The organism is Streptomyces sp. NPDC030809 (assembly GCF_055572195.1).
Window position 1 is genome coordinate 1 of the sequence record NZ_JBVIDV010000015.1, and the last position, 25,973, is coordinate 25,973.

Annotated in this window: 22 protein-coding genes and 1 riboswitch; of the genes, 9 read left to right on the top strand and 13 right to left on the bottom strand. The window is 75.1% G+C overall.

Annotation, left to right across the window (positions count from 1 at the left end; all coding sequences use genetic code 11):
* Positions 1-100: 100 nt before the first annotated feature.
* Positions 101-1,564: an aminotransferase class I/II-fold pyridoxal phosphate-dependent enzyme gene (locus ACZ407_RS20355; protein WP_468130430.1), complete on the bottom strand. Its 1,464-nt coding sequence runs from the start codon at positions 1,562-1,564 to the stop codon at positions 101-103.
* Positions 1,565-1,912: 348 nt separating this feature from the next.
* Between ACZ407_RS20355 and ACZ407_RS20360 the strand changes: the two genes are divergently transcribed.
* Positions 1,913-2,329, top strand: coding sequence for a CBS domain-containing protein (locus ACZ407_RS20360; RefSeq protein WP_468130432.1), 417 nt, complete (start codon positions 1,913-1,915; stop codon positions 2,327-2,329).
* Between the two features lie 29 nt (positions 2,330-2,358).
* Here the strand turns inward: ACZ407_RS20360 and ACZ407_RS20365 are convergent, their stop codons facing one another.
* From ACZ407_RS20365 to ACZ407_RS20375, 3 genes are all read right to left on the bottom strand, one after another.
* A complete protein-coding gene (locus tag ACZ407_RS20365) occupies positions 2,359-2,577 on the bottom strand; it encodes a hypothetical protein (protein ID WP_468130084.1) in 219 nt (72 codons plus the stop codon).
* A 106-nt stretch (positions 2,578-2,683) separates the two neighbouring features.
* Positions 2,684-2,935 (bottom strand): hypothetical protein, encoded by a 252-nt coding sequence (locus ACZ407_RS20370; RefSeq protein WP_468130086.1) that lies wholly within the window; start codon positions 2,933-2,935, stop codon positions 2,684-2,686.
* Positions 2,936-3,111: 176 nt separating this feature from the next.
* Positions 3,112-3,633 (bottom strand): pyridoxamine 5'-phosphate oxidase family protein, encoded by a 522-nt coding sequence (locus tag ACZ407_RS20375; protein ID WP_468130088.1) that lies wholly within the window; start codon positions 3,631-3,633, stop codon positions 3,112-3,114.
* Between the two features lie 114 nt (positions 3,634-3,747).
* On the opposite strand from ACZ407_RS20375, the gene ACZ407_RS20380 reads away from it, so the two are divergent.
* The 3 genes from ACZ407_RS20380 to ACZ407_RS20390 all read left to right on the top strand — a co-directional run bounded on the left by ACZ407_RS20380 (position 3,748) and on the right by ACZ407_RS20390 (position 7,123).
* A complete protein-coding gene (locus tag ACZ407_RS20380; RefSeq protein WP_468130090.1) occupies positions 3,748-4,305 on the top strand; it encodes a Uma2 family endonuclease in 558 nt (185 codons plus the stop codon).
* Positions 4,306-4,332: 27 nt separating this feature from the next.
* Complete coding sequence (locus ACZ407_RS20385) at positions 4,333-5,112, top strand: class I SAM-dependent methyltransferase (RefSeq protein WP_468130092.1); 780 nt, start codon at positions 4,333-4,335, stop codon at positions 5,110-5,112.
* Positions 5,113-5,218: 106 nt separating this feature from the next.
* Entirely contained in the window at positions 5,219-7,123 is a 1,905-nt protein-coding gene (locus ACZ407_RS20390; RefSeq protein WP_468130094.1) for an APC family permease, read from the top strand.
* A gap of 145 nt (positions 7,124-7,268) precedes the next feature.
* Here ACZ407_RS20390 and ACZ407_RS20395 read toward each other — a convergent pair whose 3' ends face one another.
* From ACZ407_RS20395 to ACZ407_RS20410, 4 genes are all read right to left on the bottom strand, one after another.
* Entirely contained in the window at positions 7,269-7,805 is a 537-nt protein-coding gene (locus ACZ407_RS20395) for a GNAT family N-acetyltransferase (protein WP_468130096.1), read from the bottom strand.
* A gap of 58 nt (positions 7,806-7,863) precedes the next feature.
* The gene (locus ACZ407_RS20400; protein ID WP_468130098.1) at positions 7,864-9,051 is read right to left on the bottom strand and encodes an SGNH/GDSL hydrolase family protein; all 1,188 of its coding nucleotides are present in this window, start codon (positions 9,049-9,051) and stop codon (positions 7,864-7,866) included.
* 31 nt (positions 9,052-9,082) lie between these two features.
* Positions 9,083-9,652, bottom strand: a complete 570-nt coding sequence (locus ACZ407_RS20405) for a TetR/AcrR family transcriptional regulator (protein ID WP_468130434.1) — start codon at positions 9,650-9,652, stop codon at positions 9,083-9,085.
* A 323-nt stretch (positions 9,653-9,975) separates the two neighbouring features.
* Positions 9,976-10,710, bottom strand: a complete 735-nt coding sequence (locus ACZ407_RS20410; RefSeq protein ID WP_468130100.1) for a DUF4232 domain-containing protein — start codon at positions 10,708-10,710, stop codon at positions 9,976-9,978.
* Between the two features lie 258 nt (positions 10,711-10,968).
* Between ACZ407_RS20410 and ACZ407_RS20415 the strand changes: the two genes are divergently transcribed.
* Both ACZ407_RS20415 and ACZ407_RS20420 read left to right on the top strand, forming a co-directional pair.
* On the top strand, positions 10,969-15,249 hold the full coding sequence (locus ACZ407_RS20415; protein ID WP_468130102.1) for an nSTAND1 domain-containing NTPase: 4,281 nt from the start codon (positions 10,969-10,971) through the stop codon (positions 15,247-15,249).
* Between the two features lie 119 nt (positions 15,250-15,368).
* Complete coding sequence (locus tag ACZ407_RS20420; RefSeq protein ID WP_468130104.1) at positions 15,369-16,136, top strand: nucleotidyltransferase domain-containing protein; 768 nt, start codon at positions 15,369-15,371, stop codon at positions 16,134-16,136.
* A gap of 76 nt (positions 16,137-16,212) precedes the next feature.
* Here ACZ407_RS20420 and ACZ407_RS20425 read toward each other — a convergent pair whose 3' ends face one another.
* From ACZ407_RS20425 to ACZ407_RS20440, 4 genes are all read right to left on the bottom strand, one after another.
* Positions 16,213-17,334, bottom strand: a complete 1,122-nt coding sequence (locus ACZ407_RS20425) for an aryl-sulfate sulfotransferase (RefSeq protein ID WP_468130106.1) — start codon at positions 17,332-17,334, stop codon at positions 16,213-16,215.
* A gap of 100 nt (positions 17,335-17,434) precedes the next feature.
* Positions 17,435-18,442 carry an ABC transporter substrate-binding protein gene (locus ACZ407_RS20430; protein WP_468130108.1) on the bottom strand — a complete coding sequence of 336 codons (1,008 nt, stop codon included), beginning with the start codon at positions 18,440-18,442 and terminating at the stop codon, positions 17,435-17,437.
* A 92-nt stretch (positions 18,443-18,534) separates the two neighbouring features.
* The gene (locus ACZ407_RS20435) at positions 18,535-19,290 is read right to left on the bottom strand and encodes an ABC transporter ATP-binding protein (protein ID WP_468130110.1); all 756 of its coding nucleotides are present in this window, start codon (positions 19,288-19,290) and stop codon (positions 18,535-18,537) included.
* Complete coding sequence (locus ACZ407_RS20440; protein WP_468130112.1) at positions 19,287-20,069, bottom strand: ABC transporter permease; 783 nt, start codon at positions 20,067-20,069, stop codon at positions 19,287-19,289. Before ACZ407_RS20440 ends, ACZ407_RS20435 begins: the two co-directional genes overlap by 4 nt.
* A 205-nt stretch (positions 20,070-20,274) precedes the next feature.
* Here ACZ407_RS20440 and ACZ407_RS20445 point away from each other — a divergent pair, with 205 nt between their 5' ends.
* The 3 genes from ACZ407_RS20445 (at position 20,275) to ACZ407_RS20455 (ending at position 22,114) form a co-directional block, all read left to right on the top strand.
* The gene (locus ACZ407_RS20445) at positions 20,275-20,844 is read left to right on the top strand and encodes a helix-turn-helix domain-containing protein (protein WP_468130114.1); all 570 of its coding nucleotides are present in this window, start codon (positions 20,275-20,277) and stop codon (positions 20,842-20,844) included.
* 132 nt (positions 20,845-20,976) lie between these two features.
* Positions 20,977-21,038: riboswitch (guanidine-III (ykkC-III) riboswitch) on the top strand.
* 82 nt (positions 21,039-21,120) lie between these two features.
* Entirely contained in the window at positions 21,121-21,627 is a 507-nt protein-coding gene (locus ACZ407_RS20450) for an Ohr family peroxiredoxin (protein WP_468130116.1), read from the top strand.
* Positions 21,620-22,114 carry a hypothetical protein gene (locus tag ACZ407_RS20455; protein ID WP_468130118.1) on the top strand — a complete coding sequence of 165 codons (495 nt, stop codon included), beginning with the start codon at positions 21,620-21,622 and terminating at the stop codon, positions 22,112-22,114. The genes ACZ407_RS20450 and ACZ407_RS20455 overlap by 8 nt, the downstream gene beginning before the upstream one ends.
* Positions 22,115-22,131: 17 nt before the next feature.
* Here the strand turns inward: ACZ407_RS20455 and ACZ407_RS20460 are convergent, their stop codons facing one another.
* The gene (locus ACZ407_RS20460) at positions 22,132-25,713 is read right to left on the bottom strand and encodes an NB-ARC domain-containing protein (protein ID WP_468130120.1); all 3,582 of its coding nucleotides are present in this window, start codon (positions 25,711-25,713) and stop codon (positions 22,132-22,134) included.
* Positions 25,714-25,973: the final 260 nt, after the last annotated feature.

Here is a 25,973-nt window from a genome sequence, read left to right on the forward strand (position 1 = left end):
GGGGGGAGGGGGGGGGGGGGGGGGGGGTGGGGGGGGGGGGGGGGGGCGCCCCCCCCCCCCCCCCCCCCCCCCCCCCCCCCCCCCCCCCCCCCGCGCCTGTTCAGTTCTTCGCCATCACGCGGAACGTCTTCACCGAAGGGTCGGCCGCATCGGGCAGCAGCACCCCGTGCTCCGCGCCGCTGCGCAGGTAGTCGACGACCTCCTGGGTGATCACCTCGCCGGGGGCCACGGCCGGCACCCCGGGCGGATAGGGGCTGATCGTCTCCGCCGAGATGCGCCCCGCGGCCCGCTCGGCGGGTACGTGCTCGGCCTCCGCGAAGAACGCCTCGCGCGGCAGCACGGCCTGTTCCAGCTCCAGCGCCCCCGGCCGGGGCAGGTGCACCTCCGCCCGCTGCGGGATGCTCCCGGCGCCCTCCACCAGCGCGTGCAGCGCCGTCAGCAGCGTCTCCTCGGTCCGGTCGTCGTCCGCGAGCGTGACCGAGATGCTGACCCGGCACGTGTCGGAGCCGCCGATGTCCACGTTCCGGTGGGCGCGCAGCCATTCGGCGGCCTGCATGCCGCTGATCCCGAGGCCGCGTACGTCGACGACGATCTTCAGCGGGTCGAGGTCGGCGGCGAGACCCTCGTCCACGACCTCGCGCCCCATCACCTTCAGCCCCGGCAGCTCCGCAATGCGGGAACGGATGCGCCAGGCCCGCTCCAGTGCCCCTTCCAGCAGGCCGTGGCCGTGCTGGGCCATCTGGCGCCGCCAGCCGTCGAGGGTGGCGTACACGAGGGTGGAGGCGCTCGTGGTGCCGAGCAGGTCCTCGCGCTGCTTGAGCACCTCGGGCGAGACGCGGTCGTACTGGAGGTGGAAGACGGAGCTCTGCTCGATGGCGGCGCCCATCTTGTGCACGCTGGTGACGACGAGGTCGGCCTCGTGGTCCATGCCCCAGGCCGGCAGGCGGGGATGGAACGGCAGGTGCGCGCCCCACGCCTCGTCGACGATCAGCGGCACCCCCGCCTCGTGGCAGGTACGGGCCACCCCGCGGATGTCCGCGCACGTACCCCAGTCGGTCGGGGTGATCAGCAGCATGCCCTTGGCGTCGGGGTGCTCGCGCAGCCGGTCGCGTACGTCGTCGGGCTCGGGCGGGTGCGCGAGGTGCCGTTCGGCGTCGAACTTCGGGTGCACCCAGACCGGCTCGACCCCGTTGACGATCACCGCGGCGATCACCGACTTGTGGGCGTTGCGGGACACCAGGATCTTCTCGCCCGGTCCGGCGACGGCCAGCATGGCGGTCTTCACCGACAGCGAGCTGCCGCAGGTGGAGAAGAACGCCTGCTCCGCCCCGACCGCGTCCGCCATGAGCTCCTGCGCCCGGTCGAGGACCCCTTGGGACTCCTGCCGGTCGTCCAGCCCGTTGAGCAGCAGGACGTCGGAGCGGAAGACGTCCGCACCGACCACCTCCAGCACCCGGGGGTCCACCCCGCGGCCCTGCTTGTGACCGGGCGGTCCGTAGACGACGTCCCCCCTGCGGCGGAACTCCTGCAGGGCCTCCAGCACCGGGGCCCGGGCCTGGTCCAGCTCCATGACGGCATCCCTCCTGCGGATGGAACGGCCGGCCGCCTCCGGCAGGCCGCCCGCCGGGACCGGGCAGTCCCGGGGGCGGGACCGTGGCGGTCCCGCTCCGCGTCTGGCCCGCAGGCGGGCACCGAAACGTCCCCGCCTCCCCGGCCTCCGGCCTCCGCGTCCTACGTCTCACCGGACGCGGGAACCGGCGTCCCCAGGGACGCGGAGGCCGCAGCCCGGAGCCCGAGCCCGAGCCCGACCGGCTTTCGCCCGCGGGAACCGAACCCCCCGAAGCCGTGCATGACCCGCCGGACCCGGGGCAGGCGACTGGTCCACGACCGCCCGGATCCGGAGGACATCGAGATGACCACCGCACGCGAGATCATGACCCCCGACGCCACCTGCATCGGGGCGGATGACACCATCCTGCAAGCCGCGAAGAAGATGACCGAACTGGGCGTGGGAGCCCTGCCCATCTGCGGCTCCGACCAGAAGCTCAAGGGCATGCTCACCGACCGCGACATCGTGGTGAAGGTCCTGGGGATGGGCAAGGACCCCGGCTCGTGCACCGCAGGCGAGTTCGCCCAGGGCGAGGCCGTCACCATCGGCGCCGACGACGACGCCAGCCTGATCATGCGGACCATGGCCGATCACAAGGTCCGCCGCCTGCCCGTCATCGACGGGCACACCCTGGTCGGCATCGTGGCCCAGGCCGATGTCGCCCGTTCCCTGCCCGACCCCCAGGTCGGCGACCTGCTCCAGGCCCTCTCCTCGGACTGACCGGCGGACCGGCCGCCCCCCCCGCCGGTTTACGGCGGGGACTCGGCCCAGGTCTCGGGCCCCCCGCCGCGCCACTCCACCACGGCCGGATCCATCAGGTCCAGCGACTCCGGGTCCTCCATGCCCGCTGTCTGCAGGAAGACCAGGATGTCGGAGGGCTGGTGGGCCACGCCGATCGCGACGCCGTCGTACCGGACCCGGCGCCAGCCGCGCGCGTCCGGAGGATGGATCACCAACCGTGCTGCCATGCCGTTCAGCCTCCCTCAGGTGCAGCGGCCGCGCACACCGGCGTGTGGCCCGCAGGCTGCACGCCGGTGTGCGGGGGGCCGGGTATGTCTTGGCCGGGGCGCATGCTCATGCCGCCTCCCGCCGTTCCGTGTGCCCGCAGCCGCGAACCGCGCGGCGCAGCTCGACGCGGCCGGCCCGCCAGCCGGCGGAGCCCGTCCAGTAGGGGTGGGTGCACAGGCGCCCGGACAGGCTGATCAGCCGGCGCCTGAGCCCGGTCGTCCCGGCCGTGACCGGGGCGTCCGCCAGGTCGGCGTACGCGTCCCCCCAGGCCCTTTCGAGCGCGAGGAGGTCCTCAGGAAAACGGAATGCTGCTCTCACCCCCCAATAGAAACACGTGTTCGATTTCCAAGGCCAGCGAACCCGCGCCTCGGTGGAAGCGGGCAGGGCCGTCGGCAGGGCCGCGGTGGGTCGGCCCCGGCATCCGGCCGTGCCCGTCCAGGGCCACGAGGCGGTGCGCGGGCGGCTTGGCGGTGTCGGGCGGGGCGGTGTGCCGGTCAGGATTCCGGCGGCCTGGTCCAGGTCTGCCGCGGTGCGAAGCCCTCGCGGCGCAGCCAGTGCTCGGTGTAGACGATCCGGTCCGCCTCGATCACGACCAGGGGGCCGGGCGGCGGTTCGTCGAGGGAGCGGGACCGTTCCACGTGGTCGGACTGCCAGCGGAACGCCGGCCAGTAGTGCGCGAAGGCGGGGTCCTCCTCGTACAGCACGCGGGCCCGGCCGAAGAGCTGGGCGCCCCGGCTGCTCGCCTGCCCGACCAAGGGGGCGAAGACCCCGACGGACGCCCTCGGGTCGGCCGCGAGGTTCCGCATCTTCGGTGAACCGGGCGCCGTGCTGAACATCACCGCGAAACCGAGGTGGAAGTAGCGCACGGGGGTCGCGAGCGGCCCGTCCGGGCCCGTCGTCGCGAGCACGCACATGTTCTGCGAGGACAGCAGGTTGAGGATGCGCTCTTCCAGACGCTCCCGGTCGAGGCGCTTCTTCGGAGAGGGGCCGGCCAGCCACGGGTTGGTTACAGGCATGATCGATTGTCACACCGCCGGCCCCTCCGCCGCAGGGCCTTGCGCCACCTGCGGCCGACGGGCGAGGGCCGCCGATACGCTGGGCGGTGCGCAGTCGCGGAAGGGAGCCGTGGGATGAGCAGTTCGGCCGGTGACTACAGCGGTGGCGTCGATCCCGAGCAGGCCCTGAAGTACGCCGTGCAGCACATCCGCGGGGACCGGGCGCAGATCGTGGAAGGGGTCATCGAGCCGGTCGCGCCGAGCTGGGACCGCGAACGGGCCGTCAGACTGATCCGACGTCAAATCGCGCGCAGAGTCGAGGAGTTGGGGTGCCTGGAGGGCTCGGGCAATCTGGACCTGCCGGGCTCGCCGAACTGGTACGTGCCCGCCCTCGCGGTGGTGCCGGAGGAGCTGGCGAAGGGGGCCGGGGCCCTCGTCCCCGAGCAGACCCTGCTCGTCGTGGAGGTGACGGGCGAGGCCGATGCCGACACCGGCCGGATCGTCAAACGGCGGCGGTACGCGGAGTACGGGGCCCCGCTGTACCTGCTGGTGGACCGGGCCGAGCGATCGGTGACCCTGTTCGCGGAGCCGGGGCGTCTCGGGTACACGCGGGTGGAGGGTCCGCATCCGTTCGGGACGGCCGTCCGCCTGCCCCAGCCCTTCGGCCTGGACCTCGACACGGGCGCGCTGTAATCGGAAACCGGAAGGGCGGGAGACCACGTGGCCACGGACGACGGCGCGGGCGAGGACAAGGGCAAGGACGCGGGCGCGGAGGAGGCCGTCCGCGAGGGCGGGCGCCGGGACGACGGGCTCGGCGGCGCCCAGCGGGCGCACTGGCAGGCGGTCTACCGGTCCCACCCCGGCATGTACGGCGAACAGCCCTCCGCCCCGGCCGTCCACGCCCGCGAGGTCTTCCGTACGGCCGGAACCGGAACCGGAACCGGGGCGCGGCCCCGGGACCTGCTGGAGCTGGGGGCCGGGCACGGGCGGGACGCCCTGTACTTCGCCCGCGAGGGGTTCACCGTGCGGGCCACCGACTTCTCCGCCGCCGGCCTCGCCCAACTGCGCGCCGCCGCCCGCGCCCAGGGCACCGCCGAGCGGGTCACCACCCTCGTGCACGACGCGCGCGACCCCCTGCCCCTCCCGGACGCCTGCGTGGACGGCGTCTTCGCCCACATGCTGCTGTGCATGGCGCTGTCCACCGAAGAGATCCATGCCCTGGTCGGGGAGGTGCGCCGGGTGCTGCGGCCGGGCGGGGCCTTCGTCTACACGGTCCGCCACACCGGGGACGCCCACTACGGCGCCGGCACCGCCCACGGCGACGACATCTACGAACACGGCGGCTTCGCCGTGCACTTCTTCTCCCGGGAACTGGTCGAGGACCTCGCCCGGGGGTGGACCCTCCGGGAGGTGCACCCGTTCGAGGAGGGCGACCTGCCCCGCCGCCTGTGGCGCGTCACCCAGGACGCTCCGGGCGGGTCCGGCGTATGGAGGGCGTGAAGAGTGCGCTCGCCGGCGTATGGATCCCGCCAAGGGAGGTGGTGACGGGGGGGCGGGGGCTCCGAGGCTGCTGTCCTCACGTGTTCACCTCGGAGGAAACGGCGACATGGCGATGCACACGGGCGGGGCGACCGCGGCGGCCACCGGACGGGAACGGGCTCCGGGCGGCCGGGCGGAGCCGCCTGATCCGAGCGGCCCCGCCGCGCAGCCGCCGCACGACGCGGCGGGCGAGCGGCACAGGCTCACCGCGCTCCAGGGCCTCGCCGCCCTGTCCCTCGACGCGATGGCCTCCGTCGCGTACGGACCCGAGTCGATCGTGCTCGTGCTCGCGGCGGCCGGGGCGTACGGCCTCGGCTTCACCCTCCCCGTCACCCTCGCGATCACCGCCCTCCTGGCCGTGCTCGTGGCCTCGTACCGGCAGGTCATCGCGGCCTTCCCGGACGGCGGCGGCTCCTACGCCGTGGCCGGGCGGCACCTGGGGCGGCGTACGAGCCTGGTGGCGGCGGCCTCGCTGGTCCTCGACTACGTGCTGAACGTCGCGGTGTCCGTCACGGCGGGCGTGGCCGCCCTGACCTCCGCGTTCCCCTCCCTCCACGCGGACCGGGTGTGGCTCTGCCTGGGGGTGCTGGTGCTGGTCACGGCCGTCAACCTGCGCGGGATCGCCGACTCGGCCCGGGCCTTCCTGATCCCCACGGCCGTGTTCGTGGGCTCGATCCTCGCGATGATCGCCGTCGGGCTGCTCCGCGACGGGCCGGTCTCCACCGAGGCGGCCGCCGGGCACGCCTCCGCCCTCGGCGGGGGCGCGACCACGGTCGGGGCGCTGCTCCTGCTCAAGGCCTTCGCCGCCGGCTGTTCCGCCCTCACCGGGGTCGAGGCCGTCGCGAACGCCGTGCCCGCCTTCCGGGCCCCGGCCGCCCGCCGCGCGCAGCGCACCGAGGTCGCGCTGGGGGCGCTGCTCGGGATGATGCTGATCGGCCTGTCCGTCCTCATCGGACGCTTCCACCTCCAGCCGGTCGAGGGGGTCACCGTCCTGGCCCAGCTCGCCGACGCCTCCTTCGGCCACAACGCGGCCTTCTACGTGGTCCAGTTCGCCACCGTCGTGCTGCTCGCGCTGGCCGCGAACACCTCCTTCGGCGGGCTGCCCGTCCTGATGGGCCTGCTCGCCCGGGACAACTTCCTGCCGCACGTCTTCGCGCTCAAGGCCGACCGGCAGGTCCACCGGCACGGCGTGATCTGGCTGGCCGCGGTCTCCGCCGCCCTGCTCGTCTGCTCCGGCGGGGACGTCAACACCCTCGTACCGCTCTTCGCCATCGGTGTCTTCGTCGGCTTCACCCTCTGCCAGGTCGGCATGGTCCGGCACTGGTCGCTGGAACGCCCCGCCGGCTGGCGCGCGAAGGCCGTCCTCAACGGGTTCGGGGCGGTTCTGACGGGAGTGTCGGCGGTCGTGGTCACCGCGACCAAGTTCACCGAGGGCGCCTGGCTGATCGTCCTCGCCCTGCCGCTGCTCGTCCTCGTCTTCGAGGCCGTGCACCGGACGTACGGGCGGATCGGCGAGCGGCTGGAGCTGGGCCGCATCCCGCAGCCGCCCGCGCGGGCCCGCTCGCTGGTCGTCGTACCGGTCTCCGGCCTGTCCCTGCTGACCTGCCGGGCCCTGACCGCCGCCCGCTCGCTCGGCGACGAGGTCCTCGCGGTCACCGTCACCCATCCGGCCCCCGAAGAGCGGCGGGCGGCCGAGGCGCTGCGGCGCGACTGGGAACTGTGGAACCCGGGGGTGCCCCTCGTCGGCCTCGTGTCCCCCACCCGCGCGCTGGGGCGGCCGGTCTCGGGCTACGTCCGCGAGTTGTCGGCACGCCACCCCGGCACCCAGGTGACCGTCCTCATCCCGGAAACCGAGCCGGAACGGCTGTGGCAACGCCTCCTGCAGAACCAGCGCGGCGCGGTGCTCGCCCATGCCGTACGGCGGGACACGGACGCGGCAATCTGCCGCCTCCGCTTCCGCCTCCGCTTCTGAGGCCGATCGCCGGCGGGAGGGCACCCCCGGGGACGCATCGCCTCGCAGCGACCGAAGCGACCGAAGCGACTCAGGCTCGGACACGCTCCCACGCAGGCCCGTCCCCCTCCGGCGGCCGTCGTGCGGCCGGGCAGGCGCTCCCCGCCTATGCGGGGGTGGGCAGCTCGAAGGTGAGGGTGTGGGTGCCGTGGTCGTTGGGGTGGGAGGAGACCTGGGTGAAGGGGAAGGCGGCCAGGGTGGCCAGCGAGGCGGTGTTGTCGGAGGTGATGCGCGCTCGGACCGTGCGCACGGCCGGGTCCGCGGCGGCTCGGGCGAGGAGGGCCCGGAGCATGGCGCGCGCGTAGCCCTGGCGGCGGTACTCGGGTATGACGGAGTAGCCGACCTCGACCATCCCGTTCTCGTCCGGCGCGCCGTGGAAGCCGGCGTCGCCGACGACCGTGCCGTCCGGCTCGGAGACGGCGGCCCTCGTGGTCCAGGGGGCCGCCGAGGGCTCACGGTCGAGCTGGTCCGCGCGGTACGCGAAGATCGCCCGGGCCCGGTCGCCGACGAAGTGCTCGTGGAGGGTGATCCCGGCCTCGGCGCTGCCGCCGGCGAGGTCGCCGTCGGCGAGCGCCCGCAGGGCCTTCGCGGTGAGCGGGACGAAGCGGATGCGCGGGGGCTGGGGGGTGGGTTCGCTGGTCATCGCGGTGATCATCGCCCGGGCGCGGAGGGCTGTCCACCGGGTTTCGACCTGCGGTGCGTCACCCGGCGAAGGGGCCGCCGGGACCGAAGGCGAGGGCGGCGAAGCGGGTGCCGATGCGCTGGTGGGTGGCCGCGTCCGGGTGCAGGGCGTCGGGGAGCGGGAGTTCGGCGTGGTCGGCCTCGGCGTAGAGGGCGAGGCCGCTGAGGTGGTGCAGGTGCGGGTCGGTGGCGGCGCGCCGGCGGACGATGCCGGCCAGCTCGTCCCGGATCACGGCGAGGGTCAGCTTGCCGGCGGCGGTCTCCGCGGGGTCGCCGGTGGCGGTGAACCGGATCCGGCCCTCGCGCAGGGCGGTGAGGTCCGGGGCGCTGGGGCCGGGGGTGTGCTCGTGGATGGGGCAGTGGAGGGGTGAGACGACCAGCAGCGGGGTGTCGGGGTGTCCCTCGCGGATGGTGTCGAGGAAGCCGTGCACGGCGGGGCCGAAGGCGCGCAAGCGCATCGCGTCCGCGTTGACGAGGTTGATGCCGATCTTGACGCTGATCAGGTCGGCGGGCGTGTCCCGGATCGCGCGCGCGGTGAACGGGTCCAGCAGGGCGCTGCCGCCGAACCCCAGGTTGACCAGCTCCACTTCGCCGAGGGCGGCGGCCACGGCCGGCCAGATGCCCGTCGGGGTGGCGGCGTTGGAGCCCTGGCTGATCGAACTGCCGTGGTGCAGCCAGACCTTCCGCCCGCCGGTCGGCGCGGGCCGCACGGGGGCGTTCGTGCGCAGGGCGACCAGCAGGGTCGTTTCGTCGTGGGGGAGGCGGATCTCGACCTCGACCTCCTCGTCCCCGTTCCCGCCGCCGGCCGGCAGGCCGTCGAAGTGCAGGGTGCGGGCCGGGCCGGGGCGGTGTTCGGCCGTTCCGGTGGCCATGTCGAGGGTCAGGACATCGCCCCCGGCCGCGGTGGCCCGGCCGGCGAGCCGCCCGTCGACCAGCACCTCGTACACCCCGTCCGGGCGCGGCGGCGCTCCGGCGTACACCCGCTTGGTGGGTACGACGTCCAGTTCGACGGCGGTGGCGCGGGTGCGGAAGACCAGCCGTACGCCGGAGGGCTGCGACTCCGCCATGGCCAGCTGGCCGTCGGGGATCTGCTGCCGTGCCCACGCGGGCAGCCGGTGCGGCAGGATCCCGCGCCCGGTGTGCTCCAGGTCGAGGGCGCCGCGTACGTAGTCGGCGGTGAGGGCGGTGGTGATCCAGGGCGTGTTCATGGGTGGGACTCTTCGGGTCTTCCTCGTCGCGTCAGCGGGTGGGGGCGCCGGGCCAGGCGCGGAGGAGGGCGTCCAGCGCGTTCAGGATTTCCGTCCAGCTCTCCTGGGAGGCGGGGGAGCTGTGGCTGAAACCGCCGGCGCCCTCCAGGGTGACGTAGCCGCTGAAGACGCTGCCCAGCAGCCGCACCGCGTGGGTCTGCTGCGGTTCGGGCAGGTCGTAGCCGCGCAGGACCGCGCGCATCATCTGGGCGTGCCGGACCCCGGCGCCGGCCGCGGCCGTCTCCGCATCGAGCGGGAAGCGGGCGGCGGTGAAACGGCCGGGGTGTTCGAGGGCGTACGTGCGGTAGGCGTCCGCGAAGGCGGTCAGCGCGTCCTTGCCGGCCCGGCCGGCCACTGCGGCGGCGGCCCGGTCGGCGAGCTCTTCCAGAGCGAGCAGGGCGATCCTGGTCTTGAGGTCGTGGGCGTTCTTGACGTGCGAGTACAGGCTCGCCGTCTTCACGCCGAACCGCCGGGCCAGCTCGGCGGGGGTCGCGTGCTCGAAGCCGATCTCGTCGGCCAGGTCCGCCCCGGCCCGGACGAGGCGCTCGGCGGTCAGGCCGATCCGGCCCGTCCGTCCGGTCTGACCAGCCTGACCGGACGGACCAGCCTGACCGGACGGACCAGCCTGACCGGACGGACCAGCCTGACCGGCCGGACCGGACGGACCGGTCCGGCCGGTCCGTTCCGCGTGCGCGGCCTGCCCGTCCTGCGTCGTCATCCCCGTCCTCCGTGTCGCTCCACAGCCCGCCGTCTCCTGAGCAAAGGATGCACTTGCCTAATGCTCTTAGGCAAATCGGCAATCCGATGAGGCAGGGAGCATGGCTGGCTGCATCGGCTTCGGCGCAGCCCTTACGCAAGGACCGTGCGGGCTGCGCCGGCGGCGGGTCAGTGGGAGAAGAGCGGGGACACGGCGGCCTCGGACGTGCTCTGCCAGTAGGTCACGCGCGCCTTGTCGTCCACGTACACCCCTCCGGAGGGGAGTTCGAGGAGCGAGCCGTCGCCCGTCGTGGTGTCCACGTTCCGGCTCGGCGGGGCGACGGCGAGGTTCTTCGTCAGGGTGCCGACGTCCTTGTTGCCCTGGCGCGCGAGCAGGCCCGCGTACGCCTCCTTGCCGGGGGCGAGGACGACCGCGGACCGGGGCTTGCTGCTGCCGATGACCGGCAGGAGGGTGCCGTCGCCCTGTTCGAGCCGGACCACCGGGTAGTTGTACAGCGTGCACGGCTTGTCGCCGGTGTTCTTGAGCGTGAGCAGCAGCCGCGCGTCGTCCTTCACGGGAGGCAGGGCGAACTCCACGCCGAGCTCGGTGTCGTAGACGTCGCAGACGGGCGCGTGGGACGAGCCGGAGCCGGAATCCGTGCCGCTCGGCCGGGGCGATGCGGATGCGGATGCGGATGCGGATCCGGATGCGGACGCAGACGGCTGCGGTGACGCCGACCCGCCGGCGGACGCCGAGGCCGATGCGGAGGCGGAAGGTTTCGCCGACGGGTTGTCCCCCGCCTTGTCGTCGCCCCCCGACTGGCAGGCGGTCGTCGTCAGCAGCGCGGCTGCGGTGAGACCCAGGGCGCCGATCTTGAGAGTGAGATGGGTGGTGTTCCGGAAGGTGTTGCGGACGGTGCTCATCACGATCCCCCGTGGCAGGCAACTGACGTATGTTCAGTTTGGTGCGCTCAGCATGCCCGCCCCGGCCCGGAATTCACGTCTTCCGGCACGTCGTTACAGGTCGCGGACATGGAAGTGACCCTTCCGCAGAGCATCGGCCGGTACCCCCGGCGATTGGCCGGAGAGGTGCTGGTTCGTCCCGGTGGAGCCTCCTAGATTGGGCTTCGCGCTGCCGTCGTGATCAGGGGAGAGCGGCGGAGGGGGAGGGAGAACGGGTCCGTGGGGCGTCGCGAGAAACCGGTCGACCCCTCGGCCGGGCCGGTGCAGGCCTTCGCGTACGCACTGCGCGAGCTGCGCCGCGCGGCCGGGGAGCCGACGTACCGGGCCATGGCCCAGCGGGCCGGCTTCTCCGTCACGGCGCTGTCCCAGGCGGCCGCCGGGGAGAAACTGCCCTCGTCGGCCGTGGCCCTGGCGTACGTGGAGGCCTGCGGCGGGGACCGGGCCGCATGGGAAGAGCGGTGGCGGGCCGCCGAACGGGCTGCCTTCGCGCGGGAGGCGGCCGCGGAGCAGGAGGAGGACGCGCACGGCGGCGGGGACGGTGGGGCAGGCGCTGCGCCCTATCGCGGGCTGGCGCGCTTCGAACCGGGCGACAGCGGCCTCTTCTTCGGGCGGGAAGGCCTCACCGACGCGCTGCTGCGGCACTGCGCCGCACACCGGCTGACCGTGGTCTTCGGCCCGTCCGGCAGCGGCAAGTCCTCGCTGCTGCGGGCGGGGCTGGTCCCGCGGCTGGCGGCGGCGGGGGGCGCTTCCGGTCCGGCCGGAGAGCCGGTCCCCGGCCGGCCCGCGGCCCTGCGGATACTGACCCCCGGCGCCGAGCCGCTGCGCACGCACGCGCGCGCGTTCGAGCCCGCCGCGGGGGAGGGCGACACCTGGGTCCTCGTGGACCAGTTCGAGGAGGTGTTCACGCTCTGCCGTGACCCGGCCGAGCGGAAGGCGTTCATCGACCTGCTGCTCACCGCCGAGGACCCGGCCGCACGGCTGCGCGTGGTGCTCGGCGTACGGGCCGACTTCTACGGCCGCTGCCTGGAGCACCGGCGGCTCGCGGAGGGGGTGGCACGGGCGGCCCTGCCGGTCGCACCGATGACGGCGGCGGAACTGCGCGCGGCCGTGGTGCGGCCGGCCGCCGTGGCCGGGCTGATCGTGGAACGCGCCCTGACCGCCCGCCTGGTGGCGGAGGCCGAAGGGGAGCCGGGCAGCCTGCCGCTGCTCTCGCACGCGCTGCTGGAAACCTGGCGCCACCGGCGCGGCCGCTCCCTGACCCTGGCCACGTACGAGGCGATCGGCGGCCTGGACGGGGCGGTGACCCGCACCGCCGAGGAAACGTACCGCCGCCTGAGCCCCGCCCGCCGTGAACTCGCCCGCCGCCTGCTGCTGCGCCTCATCGCCCCCGGCGACGGCACCCCCGACACCCGCCGCCCTGCGGACCGGGCCGAGCTCGATCCGGGCGGCGCCGGGCCCAGTGAGGCGGCGCTCGTGCTCGACCGGCTGGCGCGGGCCCGGCTGATCACGCTCGACGAGAGCACCGTGGACCTCGCCCACGAGGCGCTCATCGCCTCCTGGCCGCGCCTGCGGGGCTGGATCGACGCCGATCGCGAACGCCTGCGCCTGCACCGCCGGCTCACCGACGCGGCCCGCGCCTGGGACGGTCTCGGCCGTGATCCCGGGGCCCTGTACCGGGGGGTGCTCCTCGCGGCGGCGGCGGACGCCTTCCCCGCACCGCACGCCTTCCCCGCACCGCACGCGGACGCGGATGCGCAGGCGGATGTGCACGCGGACGCGGTGGCGGTTGCGCGTGCCGATGCGGTGGCGGATGCGGGCAGCGCCCCCGGCCGGAACACCGAACTGACCCCCCTCGAAGGGGACTTCCTCGCCGCGTCTCTCGCCGCGCGGGACCGCGAGCAGCGGGCCGCCGCCCGCACCACCCGCCGCCTGCGGACCTTCGCCGTCTCCGTCTCCCTGCTGCTGGTGCTCGCCCTCGTCGCGGGTGTGGCCGCCTGGCGGCAGAGCCGTACCAGTGACCGGCTGCTGGTGCAGGCCGAGGCCCGGCGGGTGGCCGCGCTCGCCGAGGGCAAGCGGCTCACCGAGCCGAAGGAGGCCATGCGGCTCAGCCTGGCCGCCTGGCAGCTGGCCGACCTCCCCGAGACCCGGTCCGCCCTGTTCGGCGCCGTCGCCCAGCGCGGCCGGGACGTGCTGCGCATCCCGGGAGCCTCGGTCTCCCAGGTCACGCTGAGCCGGGACGGCCGTACCGCCGTCGCGGAGATCGGCGGCTCGGGCGGCCGCGTCGAACGCTGGGACGTGCGGACGGGCCGTCGCCTCTCCTCCGTCAAGCGGCCCGGGGTGGCATCCGACGAGGCGCTGGTCCTGGCCCCCGACGGCCGTACGGCCGCCGCCTGGGACGAGGACGGCGGCGTGTACCTCTGGGACCTGGCCTCCGGCCGACGGGCCGCGAAGCGCCTGGAGTTCGTGACGTCGCCCGCGGGGAGCGTCGACCTGGCGTTCAGCCCCGGCGGCCGCGTGCTGGCCGTCACCGCCCTGGAGCTGTGGGACGGGGCGGACGGCTCCGACCGTTCCGACCGCCCGGACCAGTACACCCGGCTGTACGACCTGGCCACCGGCCGCATGCTGTTCGAGCACGGCCTGTGGACCGACGCGGGCGCGCTGGAGAGCCGGTACGAGCTCAGCCCCGACGGCTCCCTGGTGGCCCTCTGCCGGGACGGCAGACCGCCGCAGGTGTGGGACGTGCGGCGGGGTGCGATCCGTCCGGGCGGCTGGGAGCGGGCGCCGGGCCCGCGCGGCTGCCGCGACGCGGCGCTCGTGTTCGCGCCGGACGGCCGCAGGCTCGTCACGGCATCCGCCTCCGGGCTCGTGACCTGGGACACCGCTTCGGGGAAACGGCTGTCCTCCCTCGCACAGCCCGGCTTGGGCCAGGTCGGGTTCAGCCCGGACGGCCGCTTCCTGGTGGGGCTGAGCGGAACGGACCTGCTGCTGTTCCGGGTGGGCGGCGGCTCCGATCCCGTCCTGCGCAGGCCCGTCGGCTTCGAGGACGTGGACCAGTTCCGCGTGAACGTGGCGGACCGCACCCTGACGTACCGCTCGGACAACTCGCAGGGGGTGGTCCGCACCCTCGACCTCGGCCACCTCGTCGACCGCGAGACCCGTCGCGAGCCGGTGGAGCAGACCCGGCTGAGTCCGGACGGCCGGGTGCTGGCCACCGTCGAAGCGGGCCCCGGAGGCGGCCTGGTCCGCCTCGTGGACACGCGTACGGGCGCGGTCCTGGCCGAGTCGCCCACCGCACGCTGCGGACCGGCAAAGGACCCGGGGACGGGCGGGGAGTGCGGAGGGCCCGAGCTCATCGCCTTCAGCCCCGACGGCCGTTTCCTCGCGCACGGGGGCACCCTCGAAGCGGACGGCCGCCTGGTCCTGCACGTCCTGGACCTGCGCCACCCCGCCCGTACGGCCGTCGCGCTCACCGTACGGAAGGGCCGGACGGGGCACGTCGACGTCCGCGGCTTCGGCGGGCTCACCGGGCTGGCGCCGGCACCGGGCGGTACGCGGCTGCTCGTCGGTCTGGATGCCGAGGCGGGGGCGGACTCGGGGACGGCATCCGGGACTCGGCCGCCCGAAGCCGGCCCGGCAGAGGAGACGGCCGGAGGCGCCGGGGACTCCGGAGCGGACCCTGACGGGGACTCCGGCGCGGACTCCGGCGCGGACCCTGACGACTCCGGCGCGGAAACCGGCGAAGACCCTGACGAGGACTCCGGCGCGGACTCCGGCGCGGAAACCGGTGAGGGTTCCGGTGAGGAGCCCGCCGGCACGGACTCCATCGAGGTGTGGGACCTCGCCCACCGGCGCCGGGAGCAGCGGTTCGCCGATCCGACTGCCGACGGCTCGTACGCCTACGGTGCCCCGATGGCGGTACGCTCCGACGGCCGGTTCTTCGCCGCGACCCTCTCGGGGGGCAGGGCAGCGCTCTTCGGCCTGCCGGGCCGCCGCGCTTCGTACCCGCGGCTGAGCTCGAACAACATCACCGACCTCGCCTTGAGCCCGGACGGCCGCCGCCTCGCGGCGGGCGACTCGCTGGGGAACGTGACGCTGTGGGACGGTGACGGCGAACGGCGCCTGGCCGAGCTCACGCCACCGGACGGCATCTCGGCCGGCAGCACCGACGCCCTCGCCTTCTCGCCGGACGGGCGCCTCCTCGCGGTCGGCGATTCCGGCGGCCGCCTCCAGCTGTGGGGGATCGCGGACCCGGCCGCCCCGCACCCCCTCGGTTCCCCGCTGGACACGGGCGGAAGCGCGGTCATGGCCCTGGCCTTCTCCGAGGACGGCCGCACCCTGCACGCCTCCGGCAACCACCACGCGATCCTCCGGTACGCGGTCACCCCCGAGGCCGTCGCGGCCGAGGTCTGCCGGCGGGCCGGCGGCCGCGGCCTGACCGCGGCGGAATGGCGCACCCGCATCCCGTCCGTCCCGTTCCGGCCTTCCGGATGCGGTGCGTGAGCCGCCGGGGTGGCGGCCTCCCGGGTCCGCGGCCCGGAGGAGCAAGTGACCAGGCGCCCGGGTGCCCGCGGGCCGGGGCCCGGGACCGACCGCTCCCGGGCCTCGGGGATCATGGGGTCATGCTGGATGCCCTGAGCCTGGACCTCACCCCCGTCGTCGCCGAGCAGCCCGACCCGCTCCTCTTCGCCACCGTCTCCGGGGCGCACCTCTACGGGTTCCCCTCCCGGGACTCGGACGTGGACCTGCGCGGGGTGCACCTGCTGCCGGCCGAAGACCTGCTGGGTCTGCGGGAGCCGGAGGAGACGCGCAGCCGGATGTGGGACCGGGACGGGGTCGAGATGGACCTCGTCACGCACGACCTGCGCAAGTTCGTGCGGCTGATGCTCCGGCGCAACGGGTACGTGCTGGAGCAGCTGCTCTCCCCGCTCGTGGTGCACACCACCCCGGTACACGCGGAACTGCGCGAGCTGGTCCCCGGCGTGCTCACCCTGCACCACGCGCACCACTACCGGGGGTTCGCGGCGACCCAGTGGCGGCTGTTCGAGCGGACGGGTGAGCTGAAGCCGCTGCTGTACGCGTTCCGGGCCGCCCTGACCGGGGTGCACCTGATGCGCAGCGGCGAGGTGCAGGCCCACCTGCCGACCCTGCTCGACGAGGTCCCCGAGGCCCCGCGCTACCTGGCGGAGCTGATCGAGGCCAAGGTCGCGGCCGAGCACGCGCCGGCCGCCGGCCCGGCGCGCGAGCTCCTGGCGCAGGACCTCGACGCCCTTCTCGACGCCCTCCAGGAGGCCCGCACCGCCACCGCCCTCCCCGCGGAGACCCGCGCGAACGACGCCCTCGACGCCTTCGTCGTACGGGCCCGCCTGGAGGCACGGAACACGCCCTGACGGCGGCCGCCGGCCGTCCCGCCCCCGCCCCCCTTCCCGCCCCCGCCGGGGGCAGGGACGGGGACGGGCCGGTGCATCAGGAGCCGTTGAGCCAGGGGATCTCCTGCGCGGCGTAGCGGTAGGCGCGGAAGACGGAGTTCTGGAGGCCCCGGGAGGATTCGAGGCCCACGCCCTCGTCGAAGGTGCCGAACTCGGGGACCACGAACTCCCACACCACGTCGCCCTCGGGGGTCACCTCGAAGAGGCGGCCGAAGGAGCCCTCCGCCACGAAGGTGTTGCCGTTGGGCAGGCGCTGGGCGCTCGACATGTACGGGCTGTAGAAGTTCTGCGGCGGGTTGTCCTCGTAGGACCACACCTCTTCGCCGGTGTGCGGGTCGAGTTCCAGCACCCGCGAGTACGGCACCGAGGTCGTGTCCCGGTAGGTGCCGTTGTCGAAGACGAGGACGGTGCCGCCGGGCAGTTCGTGCGGGTAGTGCTGCTGGGCGAGGACGTCCGGGCCGATCCGCCAGCTGACCGAGCCGTCCGTGCGGTCCACGGCCACGGTCGTGGACGCGCTGCGGAAGCCGACCACGATGCCGCCGTCGGCGAGTTCGTTGACGGTGTTCGCCATCGGCCAGTGCTCGCGGGCGAAGTGCTGGTTCAGCGGCACCTGGGCGGGGTCGAGGTGCTCGATCGCGGCCCACCGCCAGACCACCTCGCCGCTCCAGGTCAGCTCGTACACCACGTCTCCGTAGATCACCCCGCCGGGGGCCTCCGAGCCGGGGATCCCGCCGCGGATGCGGGCCGCGTCCGCCGGGTCCAGCGGCTCCACGGCGAGGATGACGAGGTTGCCGTTGGCGAGGACCGAGGCGTCGTGGTGGTGGAAGGGGTGGCGGGCCTCGCGCACCACCGTGCCGTCCGGGGCGATCTCCTGGAAGATGCCGCCGTGGTAGACGTCCCAGATCGGGAAGAGGGTCGGGCCGGTGGTGTCCTTGCCCTGGTAGAAGAGGTTCCCGTTCGGCAGCAGGCGGCCGTGCCGGCCGGGCGGGTGCGGTGAGCTCCAGCTGTGGACGACGTTCCCCTCGATGTCCACGAGACGGACCTCGCCGGGTCCGGCGATCGGGGTGTAGAGGGTGTAGCCGCCGAAGCTGCGCTCCGGGTCGTGGGCGCGCAGACCGAGTCCGCGGCGGCGCAGGGTGTTCTGGTCGATGGTGCTCATGGGGTGTGGGTGCTCCAGTGCAGGTTCGGGAGTGCGGGCTCGGGCTGGGGGTGTGCGGGAGGGGGAGGGGAGAGCAGGGAAGGGCAGGGCAGGGGAGGTGTCAGGGCAGGGTGACCGCGGCCGGGTCGGCGGCCTTCAGCGGGGCCGTGTGCAGGCGGGTGCGCAGGGCGGCGCGGTCCGCGGACCCGGGCAGCTTCTGCGCCGCCTTCGCCCAGGCCGCCTCCGCCGTCAGCTGGTCCAGCAGTGCGGGTGAAAGGTTCGTCCCGTACGTGTACTTGGGCTGGAAGGCGGCCGCGTACGAGGCCTGGAGCGCCCCGTGCGACTGCGCCACCACGTCGCGCTGCGCCCGCGCGGGGTCGGCGGCCAGCTCGCGCTGGGCGCGGAGCAGGGTCCGCAGCACGGCGGTGGTGCCCGCGTCCCCGGCGGCCGGTCCGGCGACGAGGAGGGTGCGTGCCGTGTACCCGGTGAACGGCAGCTCGGCGTAGCGCTCGCCGAGGGCCGTGCGGGCGGCGTCGTAGAAGCTGGGGAAGGTGACGCCCGCGTCCACGTCCCCGCGGGCGAGTGCGGCGGCGACCTGGTTGGGGGCGAGGTTCACGACGGTGACGTCCGCCGCGGTGAGCCGTGCCGAGCCGAGCATGCGCGACAGCGCGTACTCCACGTTGGTGCCCTGCGGCACGCCCACCTTGCGGCCCTTGAGCGCCGCGAAGCCGGAGACGTGGCGGTCGGTGCGGGTCAGCAGCCGCCAGTCGGAGAACCGGGACAGCTCGGCGACGATCCGGACCTCGCGGCCCCCGAGGGCGGCGGTCACGGCCGGCAGGTCGCCCACCACACCGAGCTGCGCCTGCCCGCCGAGTACGGCGTTCAGGGCGTCCCGTCCGGTGGCGAGGCCGGTGATCCTGGCGTCCACCTTCTCGGCGGCCCACAGCTGCCGCTCCTGCGCCAGGTGTACGGGTGCACCGCCCAGGTGGTCGCTGGTGGCGAGGGTGACGGCGGTCCGGCCGTCGGCCGCGGTGCCGCCGCCGTCCCCGCCCCCGGCAGAGCAGCCGGAGGCGACCGAGGCGAGTACGGCGGCCAGCACGGCGGCGGCGAGAACACGGGGTCTGAGCATGGGGAAACGTTCCTTTCGGGGGTGGTGAGAGGGAGGGAGTGAGGGAGTGAGGGAGGGGAGGAGCGTCGGAGCAGCGGCCGGCTGCCCCGTGCTCAGGCGGGCGGGGCCGCCTCGTGCTCGCCCGACAGGCGGGAGGCGATCAGCGCGCGCAGTTCCGGGTCCGGCGGGCCGGCCGGGACCGGATGGTCGGCGAGTACCCGGCCGGGGGAGCCGCCCAGGACCACCACCCGCTCGGCCAGCGCCAGCGCCTCGTCGATGTCGTGGGTGACGAACAGCACCGTGAGCCCGGTGCGTTGCCACAGCCGGCGCAGCAACTCCTGCATACGGGCCCGGGTCAGCGCGTCCAGCGCACCGAACGGCTCGTCCAGCAGCAGCACTTCGGGCTCCGCGGCGAGCGCCCGGGCCAGTGCCACCCGCTGCTGCATGCCGCCGGAGAGCTGGCCGGGGTACTTCTCGGCCCCCTCGGCGAGCCCCACCTCGGCCAGTGCGGCCAGCGCGCGCCGGCGCCGTTCGGCCCGGCCGAGGCCGAGCCGCTTGAGGGCGAACTCCACGTTGCCGCGGGCGGTGCGCCACGGGAACAGCGCGTACTGCTGGAACACCACACCGCGGTCCGGCCCCGGGCCGGTCACCGGGGCCCCGGCCACCGTGACCCGTCCCGCCGCGGGCTTCACGAAGCCCGCCACCGCGCCCAGCACCGTGGACTTGCCGCAGCCGCTCGGACCCAGCAGGGCCGTGAACGAACCCGCGGGCAGTTCCAGGTCGGTGTGCTCCAGGACCGGCGCGGCCGGCCGGCGCCGGGAGCCGCCGTACGCGACCGACAGGCCCTCGACGTGCACCGGGCGGCTCATGAGGCCTCCCAGTGCGCGAGCCGGCGGCCGGCCGCGGCCAGCAGCAGGTCCACGGCCACCCCGAGGAGTCCCAGGACCAGCAGCCCGGCGAACATCCGGTCCACCCGCAGGAACTGGCCGTCCACCTGGAGCCGGTACGCCAATCCGGCGTCCGCCCCGCCGAGTTCGGCGGCCACCAGCGCCAGCAGGGCCACCGAGGCCCCGTACCGCAGTGCCGCCAGCAGCGCCGGGGCGGCCGCGGGCAGCAGCACCTCGGCGAACCGCCGGGGCAGCGAGGCGCCCAGGCTCCGGGCCGCCCGCAGGTGGGTCGCCGGCACCCGCGAGACCCCGTCGTGCACGTAGAGCCACACCGCGAGCAGGACCGCGTACGCGATCAGCAGCCGCTTCGCGGTCTCGCCGATGCCGAACCAGGCGGTGGCCAGCGGCACCAGGGCGATCGCCGGGATCGGCCGCAGGAAGGACACCAGCGGGGTCACCGCGGCCGACAGCCGCGGCAGGTAGCCGGTGGCGAAGCCGAGCGCGGAGCCGAGCAGGGCCCCCAGCGCGAACCCCTGCCCGGCCCGGGCCAGGCTGGCGGCCAGGTCGCCGGCGAGGGTGCCGTCGCGGGCGCCCTCGGCCAGGGCGGACAGGGTCTGGGCCGGGGTGGGCAGCAGCCCCGGGGCCACCACGCCCGACCGGGCCAGGAGGTACCACAGCGCGAGCGCGGCGGCGGCCGCACCCAGGGCGGGTCCGAGCCGGCCCAGGGCCGCGGGGCCCGGCGGGGAGGGGGTGGTGTGCACGGGAACTCCTCGTTCGGAAGGTGAAGCAGGAGGCCGAGGAGGGCCGACAAGCGGCTGCCTCGCTCCGTGCCTCGATCGGTACCTCGATCAGTGCCTCGATAAGTGAGGTCAATAATTGACGAGGTCTATGAACAGCGTGTTGCAGCAGTACGAAACGTTCCGGCGCCCTCCGGGCGGCCCCGGAAGATGAGGTAATTTCACGAACGTGTCCCGCCCCGAACCCACCCCCGAAGCCATCGAGGTCGGTCGGGTGATCCGCGCCTGCCGCAAGCAGCGCGGGGTCGCCATGGCCGCACTCGCCGCCCGCTCGGGCCTCTCGCAGCCCTTCCTCAGCCAGCTCGAACGCGGCCTGGCCACCCCCAGCCTCAGTTCCATCTACCGGATCGCCGAAGCCCTGGACGTCACCCCCGGCACCTTCCTGCGGCCCCCGGACCGCCCCGGCACCGTCAGCCACGAGAGCGACCCCCAGGTCATCCGGGTCAGCGAGGCCGCCGGCCAGATCGCCCGCGTGCTCATCCCGGGCGGCCGCAGCGGCCTGATGGAGGCCTACGAGCACCACTTCGAGCCCGGCGCGGGCGAGCGCGGCTGGTTCCGGCACCCCGGCGAGGACTTCCTGTACGTGCTGTCGGGCGCGGTGGTCCTGGAGGTCGAAGGCGAGGAGCCGCTGACCCTGACGGCGGGCCAGAGCGCCCACCACCGCGGCGAGGTCCCGCACCGCTGCCGCCTCTCCGGCACCGAACCGGCCCGCACCCTGCTGGTCACGGCCAACGGCTGACCCGTACGAGGCCCCCGGCGCGGGTCCCGGGACCCCGGGGCGGGGCAGCCCGGGCCCCGCGCGGGAACCGTCGTGAGGAGGGTCACCGCGCGGCGCGGTCCCGGTGGGCCGGGGCGGGTTGCTAGATTGTGCGGCGGCCCGGTCCCGGGCCCCGGACGAGATGCGCCGTACCCGGTTACGCACGACGACGCGCCCAGGCGCGCTGTCCCACCGGCAGGCGCCGACCGCTGTCCGCACCCGGGCAGCGTTCCCTCGTCGCACAGATGGGCCGGACCGATGACCGTACCGCTCACCCGCACCCTCTACCGGACCACCGCGCACGCCAGCGGGGGCCGCACCGGATCGGTCGTCACCGACGACGGCCGGCTGGACGTCAGGCTGGCCCCGCCGCGCAAGAAGGTGCCCGGTACGACCAACCCCGAGCAGCTCTTCGCCGCCGGGTTCGCCGCCTGCTTCACCTCCGCGCTGGCCGAGGTGGCCGCAGAGTTCGGCGCGGACGCGGCAGCCGCCCGTGTCGCCTGCGAGGTGCAGCTCGGCACCACCGACACCCCTGCCGGCTACGGCCTCGCGGTCGGCCTCACCGTCTCCCTCCCGGGCTGGCGGGCGGCGGACCTGCTGCCGCTGCTGCACCGGGCGGACGCGGTCTGCCCGTACTCCCAGGCGGTACGCGGGAACATCGAACTCTCGCTGGTGGCCGTGGACGACACGGCGACGGAGGACACGGCGACGGACGACACGGCGACGGAGGACACGGCCGCGGACGGCGGCGGCACCGGTGGCTGAGCCCGCGGCCGACGCCCCCGACGGGCACCCGGCCGCCTCCCCGGCCCCCGGCGGCCCCGGCATCCCGGTCCCCGAGCCCTCCGCCTGGCTGCGGCGCGGGATCAGCCGGAACGGCGGCCCCCTGGTCGCGGACCGGCCCGGGGCCGAGGTGGTCTGGCTCCAGGCCGGACCGTACTTCGCCGACAGCCGCGGTTTCGCGGGCGTCACCTCGTACGAGGACGGCAGCGTGCACTTCCACCACCTGACGGGCGAACCGGGCGAGGACACCGGCACCTTCCGCCGGGAGGGCGCCGACCTCGTCGAATGGGGCACCAACACGGACGGCAGCACCTTCCTGGAGGTCTGGACCCCCCTGCCGCTCGGCGAGGACGGCGAGGACGGCGAGGAGGGCACCGGGTCCTGGTCCGGTCCGGACCACCACGTGGTGCGCGTCGGCCGGCACCTCGTGCACGTGGACTCCCGGAGCGGCACGTACTGGCAGCTGTGACCGGCACCCGGCCGCCGTCACGGCCGGAACTCGTAGAGGTGGAAGCCCCATTCGCCGCCGGCTGCGATACGCCGGCCGTCCGGGGTCCACGCGCAGGAGGTCAGTCCGCCCGCCGTCCGGAGCACGGTCAGCAGACCGGAGCCCGCCGTCTCCCAGATCCGCAGCGTGCCCTCGCCGTCGGCGGTGGCGAGGCGGGTGCCGTCGGGTGAGAAGGCCACGGCCGTCACCGGTCCGGTGTGGCCGGTCAGCGGTGCCGTGTACGTCCGGCGGGACCGCTCCCAGATCCGGACCGCTCCTTCCTCGTCGCCGGCGGCGAGCAGGAGGCCGTCCGAGGAGACCGCCACCGTGGTGGCCCCCCTCGCCTCACTGCCGGGGGAGGGGAACCGCATGTCGGTGTCCAGATCGTGGATGGCCACCGTGCTGCCGGCGGTGGCGAGCCAGGTGCCGTCCGGGGAGAACGCCAGCGCCTTCGACCCGGAGGTGGTCTGGCCGATGGGCACCGGGGTACCCGTGGCCAGGTCCCAGACCCGCCCGAACGCGTCGTCGGTGGCCGCGAGCCGGGTCCCGTCGGGCGAGAGGGCCAGTGCCCGGAGCCAGTTGAAGGCCCCGTGGACCTCACCGGCCGGGCTGCCGGTGACCGTGTCCCAGACCCTGATCGCCCGCTCCCCGTCGGCTACGGCCAGCCGCGTACCGTGCAGGGAGAGCGCCACCAGGGGCGGCCTCGTCCACGGGCTTCCGGGGAACACCTTCAGCCTCCCCGGGACCGCGTGCACCTCGCAGAGGTTCACGGTCCCGGCGCCGCCCGCGGTGGCGAACCAGGTGGCGTCGGGTGCGAGGGCGAGGGTGGCCGTGGTCGAGACGCGCCCCGGCCCGATCGCGCCGCGGTCCCAGATCTGCACGGCCCCGTCGCTGCCCGAAGTGGCGAACCAGCTGCCGTCTGCGGACACCGCCACCGCGTTCGCGCCGTCGCGGACGGCGCGGTGGCCGCGCCGGGCGGAGCAGGTCCCGGCCACCAGGTCCCAGACGCGGACGGCGCCGTCGGCTCCGGCCGCGGCGAGCCAGGTGCCGTCGGGTGAGACGGCCAGCGCCCGGGAGGCCGCGGACCCGTCGGACAGCGTCCGGACGCAGGCCCCGGTGGCCCGGTCCCAGATCCGGACCGGCCCGTCGGTGCCCGAGCTGGCGAGCCAGGTCCCGTCCGGGGAGACCGCCACCGAGTCCACGCGGCCCACGTGCCCGGTGAGGACGGCCGTACAGGCGCCGGTGGCCCGGTCCCAGATCCGCACCGTGCCGTCGTTGCCCGCCGAGGCGAGCCAGGTGCCGTCGGGGGCGACCGCCACCGCCCGTACCAGCCCGAGGTGGCCGGTGAGCGGGAGGGGGCGCGGATGCCCGCTCCGCTCCCGGATCCACACCGCCCCGTTGTCCCCCGCCGTGACCAGCCAGGTCCCGTCGGGGGAGACGGCCACGGCACTCACCTCCCAGGCGTGGACGCGGAATTCGGCGGTGCGCGTGCGGGTGGCGCAGTCCCAGAGCTGCACCCGTCCGTCGCGGAGTCCGATGGCGAGCCAGGTGCCGTCGGGGGCGACCGCCAGCGCGCGCACCTGCCCGTTCCCCACGTCCAGCCGGGCGGTGCGGGTGTGGGTGGCCCGGTCCCAGACGTGCACGGATCCGCTCTCGTCCGCACTGACCAGCCACGTGCCGTCGGCAGGGACCGCGACCGCGCGGACCTCCCCCACGTGCCCGAGCAGGGTGCGCTCCAGCGCCGGGTCCGGCAGGTCCGGCGGCGGCCACGCGTTGGTCAGCCGCGGCCCGGGGAGCTGTCCTTGGCGCAGGCCGGTCTGCTCCGCCCAGTCGGGGAGGCCCTGGAGGCGGCTGTGCAGGACCGCGGTGAGGGCGTCGGCGGGCTCGGTGGGCGCGAGCAGGTGGGCCGTACGGGCCAGGTCGCGGGCCATGCGTGCGGCCCGGGCGGTGGGCACGCGGGTCAGGTCGCGCCAGGGCGCGGTCGGGCCGCGGCGGTGCAGGCGTGCTTCCACCCAGCGGATGTCACCGGCGAGGGCCTCGGCCTCGGGGATGCGGCCGGCGCCGACGAGGTGGCCGGTGATGTGGTCGGCGAGGTAGCCGTCGGGCAGCGCCCACCACGCGGTGGCCGCCCCTGCGGGCCCGGCCTCCGCCTCCGCCGCCCCGGCCCGGCCGGCTCCGCGTGCGCCCGGGTCCCCGCCCGGGTCCCCGCCCGGGGATCCCGTCCACGCGGCCAGGGGCGGCGCGAGCGGCAGGTCGGCGGCGGCCGTGTCGGCCACGACGGCGTGCACGGCCCTCATCCGCTCGGGGCCGAGCAGGCTGTGCCGCAGGTAGTCGCGTACCACGTCGTGGAGGGTCACCGAACCCCCGGCCGCGTTGTCGAGCGAGGACAGCAGGCTCAGGCTGTCCAGTTCCCGGATCAGGGCCCGGGACCGGGCGAAGGTCAGCCCGCCGGTGTGCTGCCAGAGGCCGGCGACCAGGGACAGCGGTACGGCCTCGTCCTCGGCGAACACCCCCAGCTCGGCGAAGCGCTCGCGGCCCGCGGGCGGCAGCAGCCGCAGCGCCGCCTCCAAGGTCGCCGCCGCCGACTTCTCGCGCTGCTGCGGATCCCCGGCGTCGAGGACGCCCGCCTCGTGCGGATCGTTGGCTGCGGGCCCATGGGCGTGCAGCCGTTCCAGTACGTCTGCGGCGGCCGCGCCGGGATCCATCCCGGTGGCGACCTCGGCGGTGATGAGCCGGTTGGTGATGCGCAGCAGGAGCGGCCAGCGGCCGGTGGCATCCAGCAGTCCGGCCACCGTACGGCCGTCCAGACCGGGCAGTTCGTGGGTGAGGACGCGGCGGGCCTGGGCGGGGGACATCTCGTCGACCACGACCCGTACGGTCCCGGCCCCGTCGGGCAGGACGGCCGGCACCCGTGTGGTGACCAGCCGTACGCACCCGCTGCCGCCGTGCAGGAACGGGGCCATCTGCTCGTGCGTCCACACGTCGTCCAGCACCAGCAGGGTCCGCGGCAGCCGGTCCAGGCGGCGGCCGAGGTGCTGGCCGGCCAGGTCGGGGTCCTCGAACGCGGTGGTGTCGCCCGTGATCAGCCGGGTGACCTCGGCGACCTTTCCGGCGATCGCCGCCCGCCCCCGCACGTCCTGGCCCACCGTCACCATGAACACCCGGTCGCGGAACTCGCGCCGTACCTGCGGGTCGGCGCAGACCGAGCGGGCCAGCACCGTCTTCCCGAACCCGCCGGCCCCCTGGAGCCCGGTGGTGATCCCGACCGTCCTGCGCCGCCGCCCGCGCACCGCTGCGGCGGCCCGCCGAGCCTGCTCGCGGTCCACCACCCATTCCGGCACGGGCGGGGCCGACGGCGGGGGCGGCTCTTCGGCTCCCGCGGCGGGGGCCGCGGCCAGCCGCGTCAGGAGCACCGAGACCACCGCGCCGGCGAGCACGAACACGAGGGTCGCCGTCCAGGGATTGCGCCGCAGCCAGTCCAGGGGGCCCGGCCAGTGCGCGGATCCGCCCGCCACCCCGGCGACCAGCCCCACGACCGCCGCTGCGACGGCCCCGGCCACGACGAGCACCCCGGTCGCCACTCCCCGAAGCCTGCCCACAGCCATCCTCCCCGCCGCCCCACCCGCGCTGGGCCCCGGCCGGTACCCGTACCCGCCCGGTCCCCGGTCCACGCGGAACACGGCGTCCGCCGACACGGGTCGGGGTGCGGGGTACGGGGGTGGCCGGGTGGCCGGGTGGCGTACTCCGTGGCCGCACAGGGGCCTGACGACCCGAGAGCTGAAGAGGGGAGAGGGAAGAGGGGGATGGCGACGGCCCGCCGCGCGGGGGAGGGCGGCGGAGC

Coding starts and splice junctions, on each gene's coding strand:
- ACZ407_RS20360 (WP_468130432.1), top strand. CDS start 1,913: ATGACCACCGCACGCGAGATCATGACCCCCGACGCCACCTGCATCGGG.
- ACZ407_RS20365 (WP_468130084.1), bottom strand. CDS start 2,577: ATGGCAGCACGGTTGGTGATCCATCCTCCGGACGCGCGCGGCTGGCGC.
- ACZ407_RS20375 (WP_468130088.1), bottom strand. CDS start 3,633: ATGCCTGTAACCAACCCGTGGCTGGCCGGCCCCTCTCCGAAGAAGCGC.
- ACZ407_RS20380 (WP_468130090.1), top strand. CDS start 3,748: ATGAGCAGTTCGGCCGGTGACTACAGCGGTGGCGTCGATCCCGAGCAG.
- ACZ407_RS20390 (WP_468130094.1), top strand. CDS start 5,219: ATGGCGATGCACACGGGCGGGGCGACCGCGGCGGCCACCGGACGGGAA.
- ACZ407_RS20395 (WP_468130096.1), bottom strand. CDS start 7,805: ATGACCAGCGAACCCACCCCCCAGCCCCCGCGCATCCGCTTCGTCCCG.
- ACZ407_RS20400 (WP_468130098.1), bottom strand. CDS start 9,051: ATGAACACGCCCTGGATCACCACCGCCCTCACCGCCGACTACGTACGC.
- ACZ407_RS20410 (WP_468130100.1), bottom strand. CDS start 10,710: ATGAGCACCGTCCGCAACACCTTCCGGAACACCACCCATCTCACTCTC.
- ACZ407_RS20420 (WP_468130104.1), top strand. CDS start 15,369: ATGCTGGATGCCCTGAGCCTGGACCTCACCCCCGTCGTCGCCGAGCAG.
- ACZ407_RS20425 (WP_468130106.1), bottom strand. CDS start 17,334: ATGAGCACCATCGACCAGAACACCCTGCGCCGCCGCGGACTCGGTCTG.
- ACZ407_RS20430 (WP_468130108.1), bottom strand. CDS start 18,442: ATGCTCAGACCCCGTGTTCTCGCCGCCGCCGTGCTGGCCGCCGTACTC.
- ACZ407_RS20435 (WP_468130110.1), bottom strand. CDS start 19,290: ATGAGCCGCCCGGTGCACGTCGAGGGCCTGTCGGTCGCGTACGGCGGC.
- ACZ407_RS20450 (WP_468130116.1), top strand. CDS start 21,121: ATGACCGTACCGCTCACCCGCACCCTCTACCGGACCACCGCGCACGCC.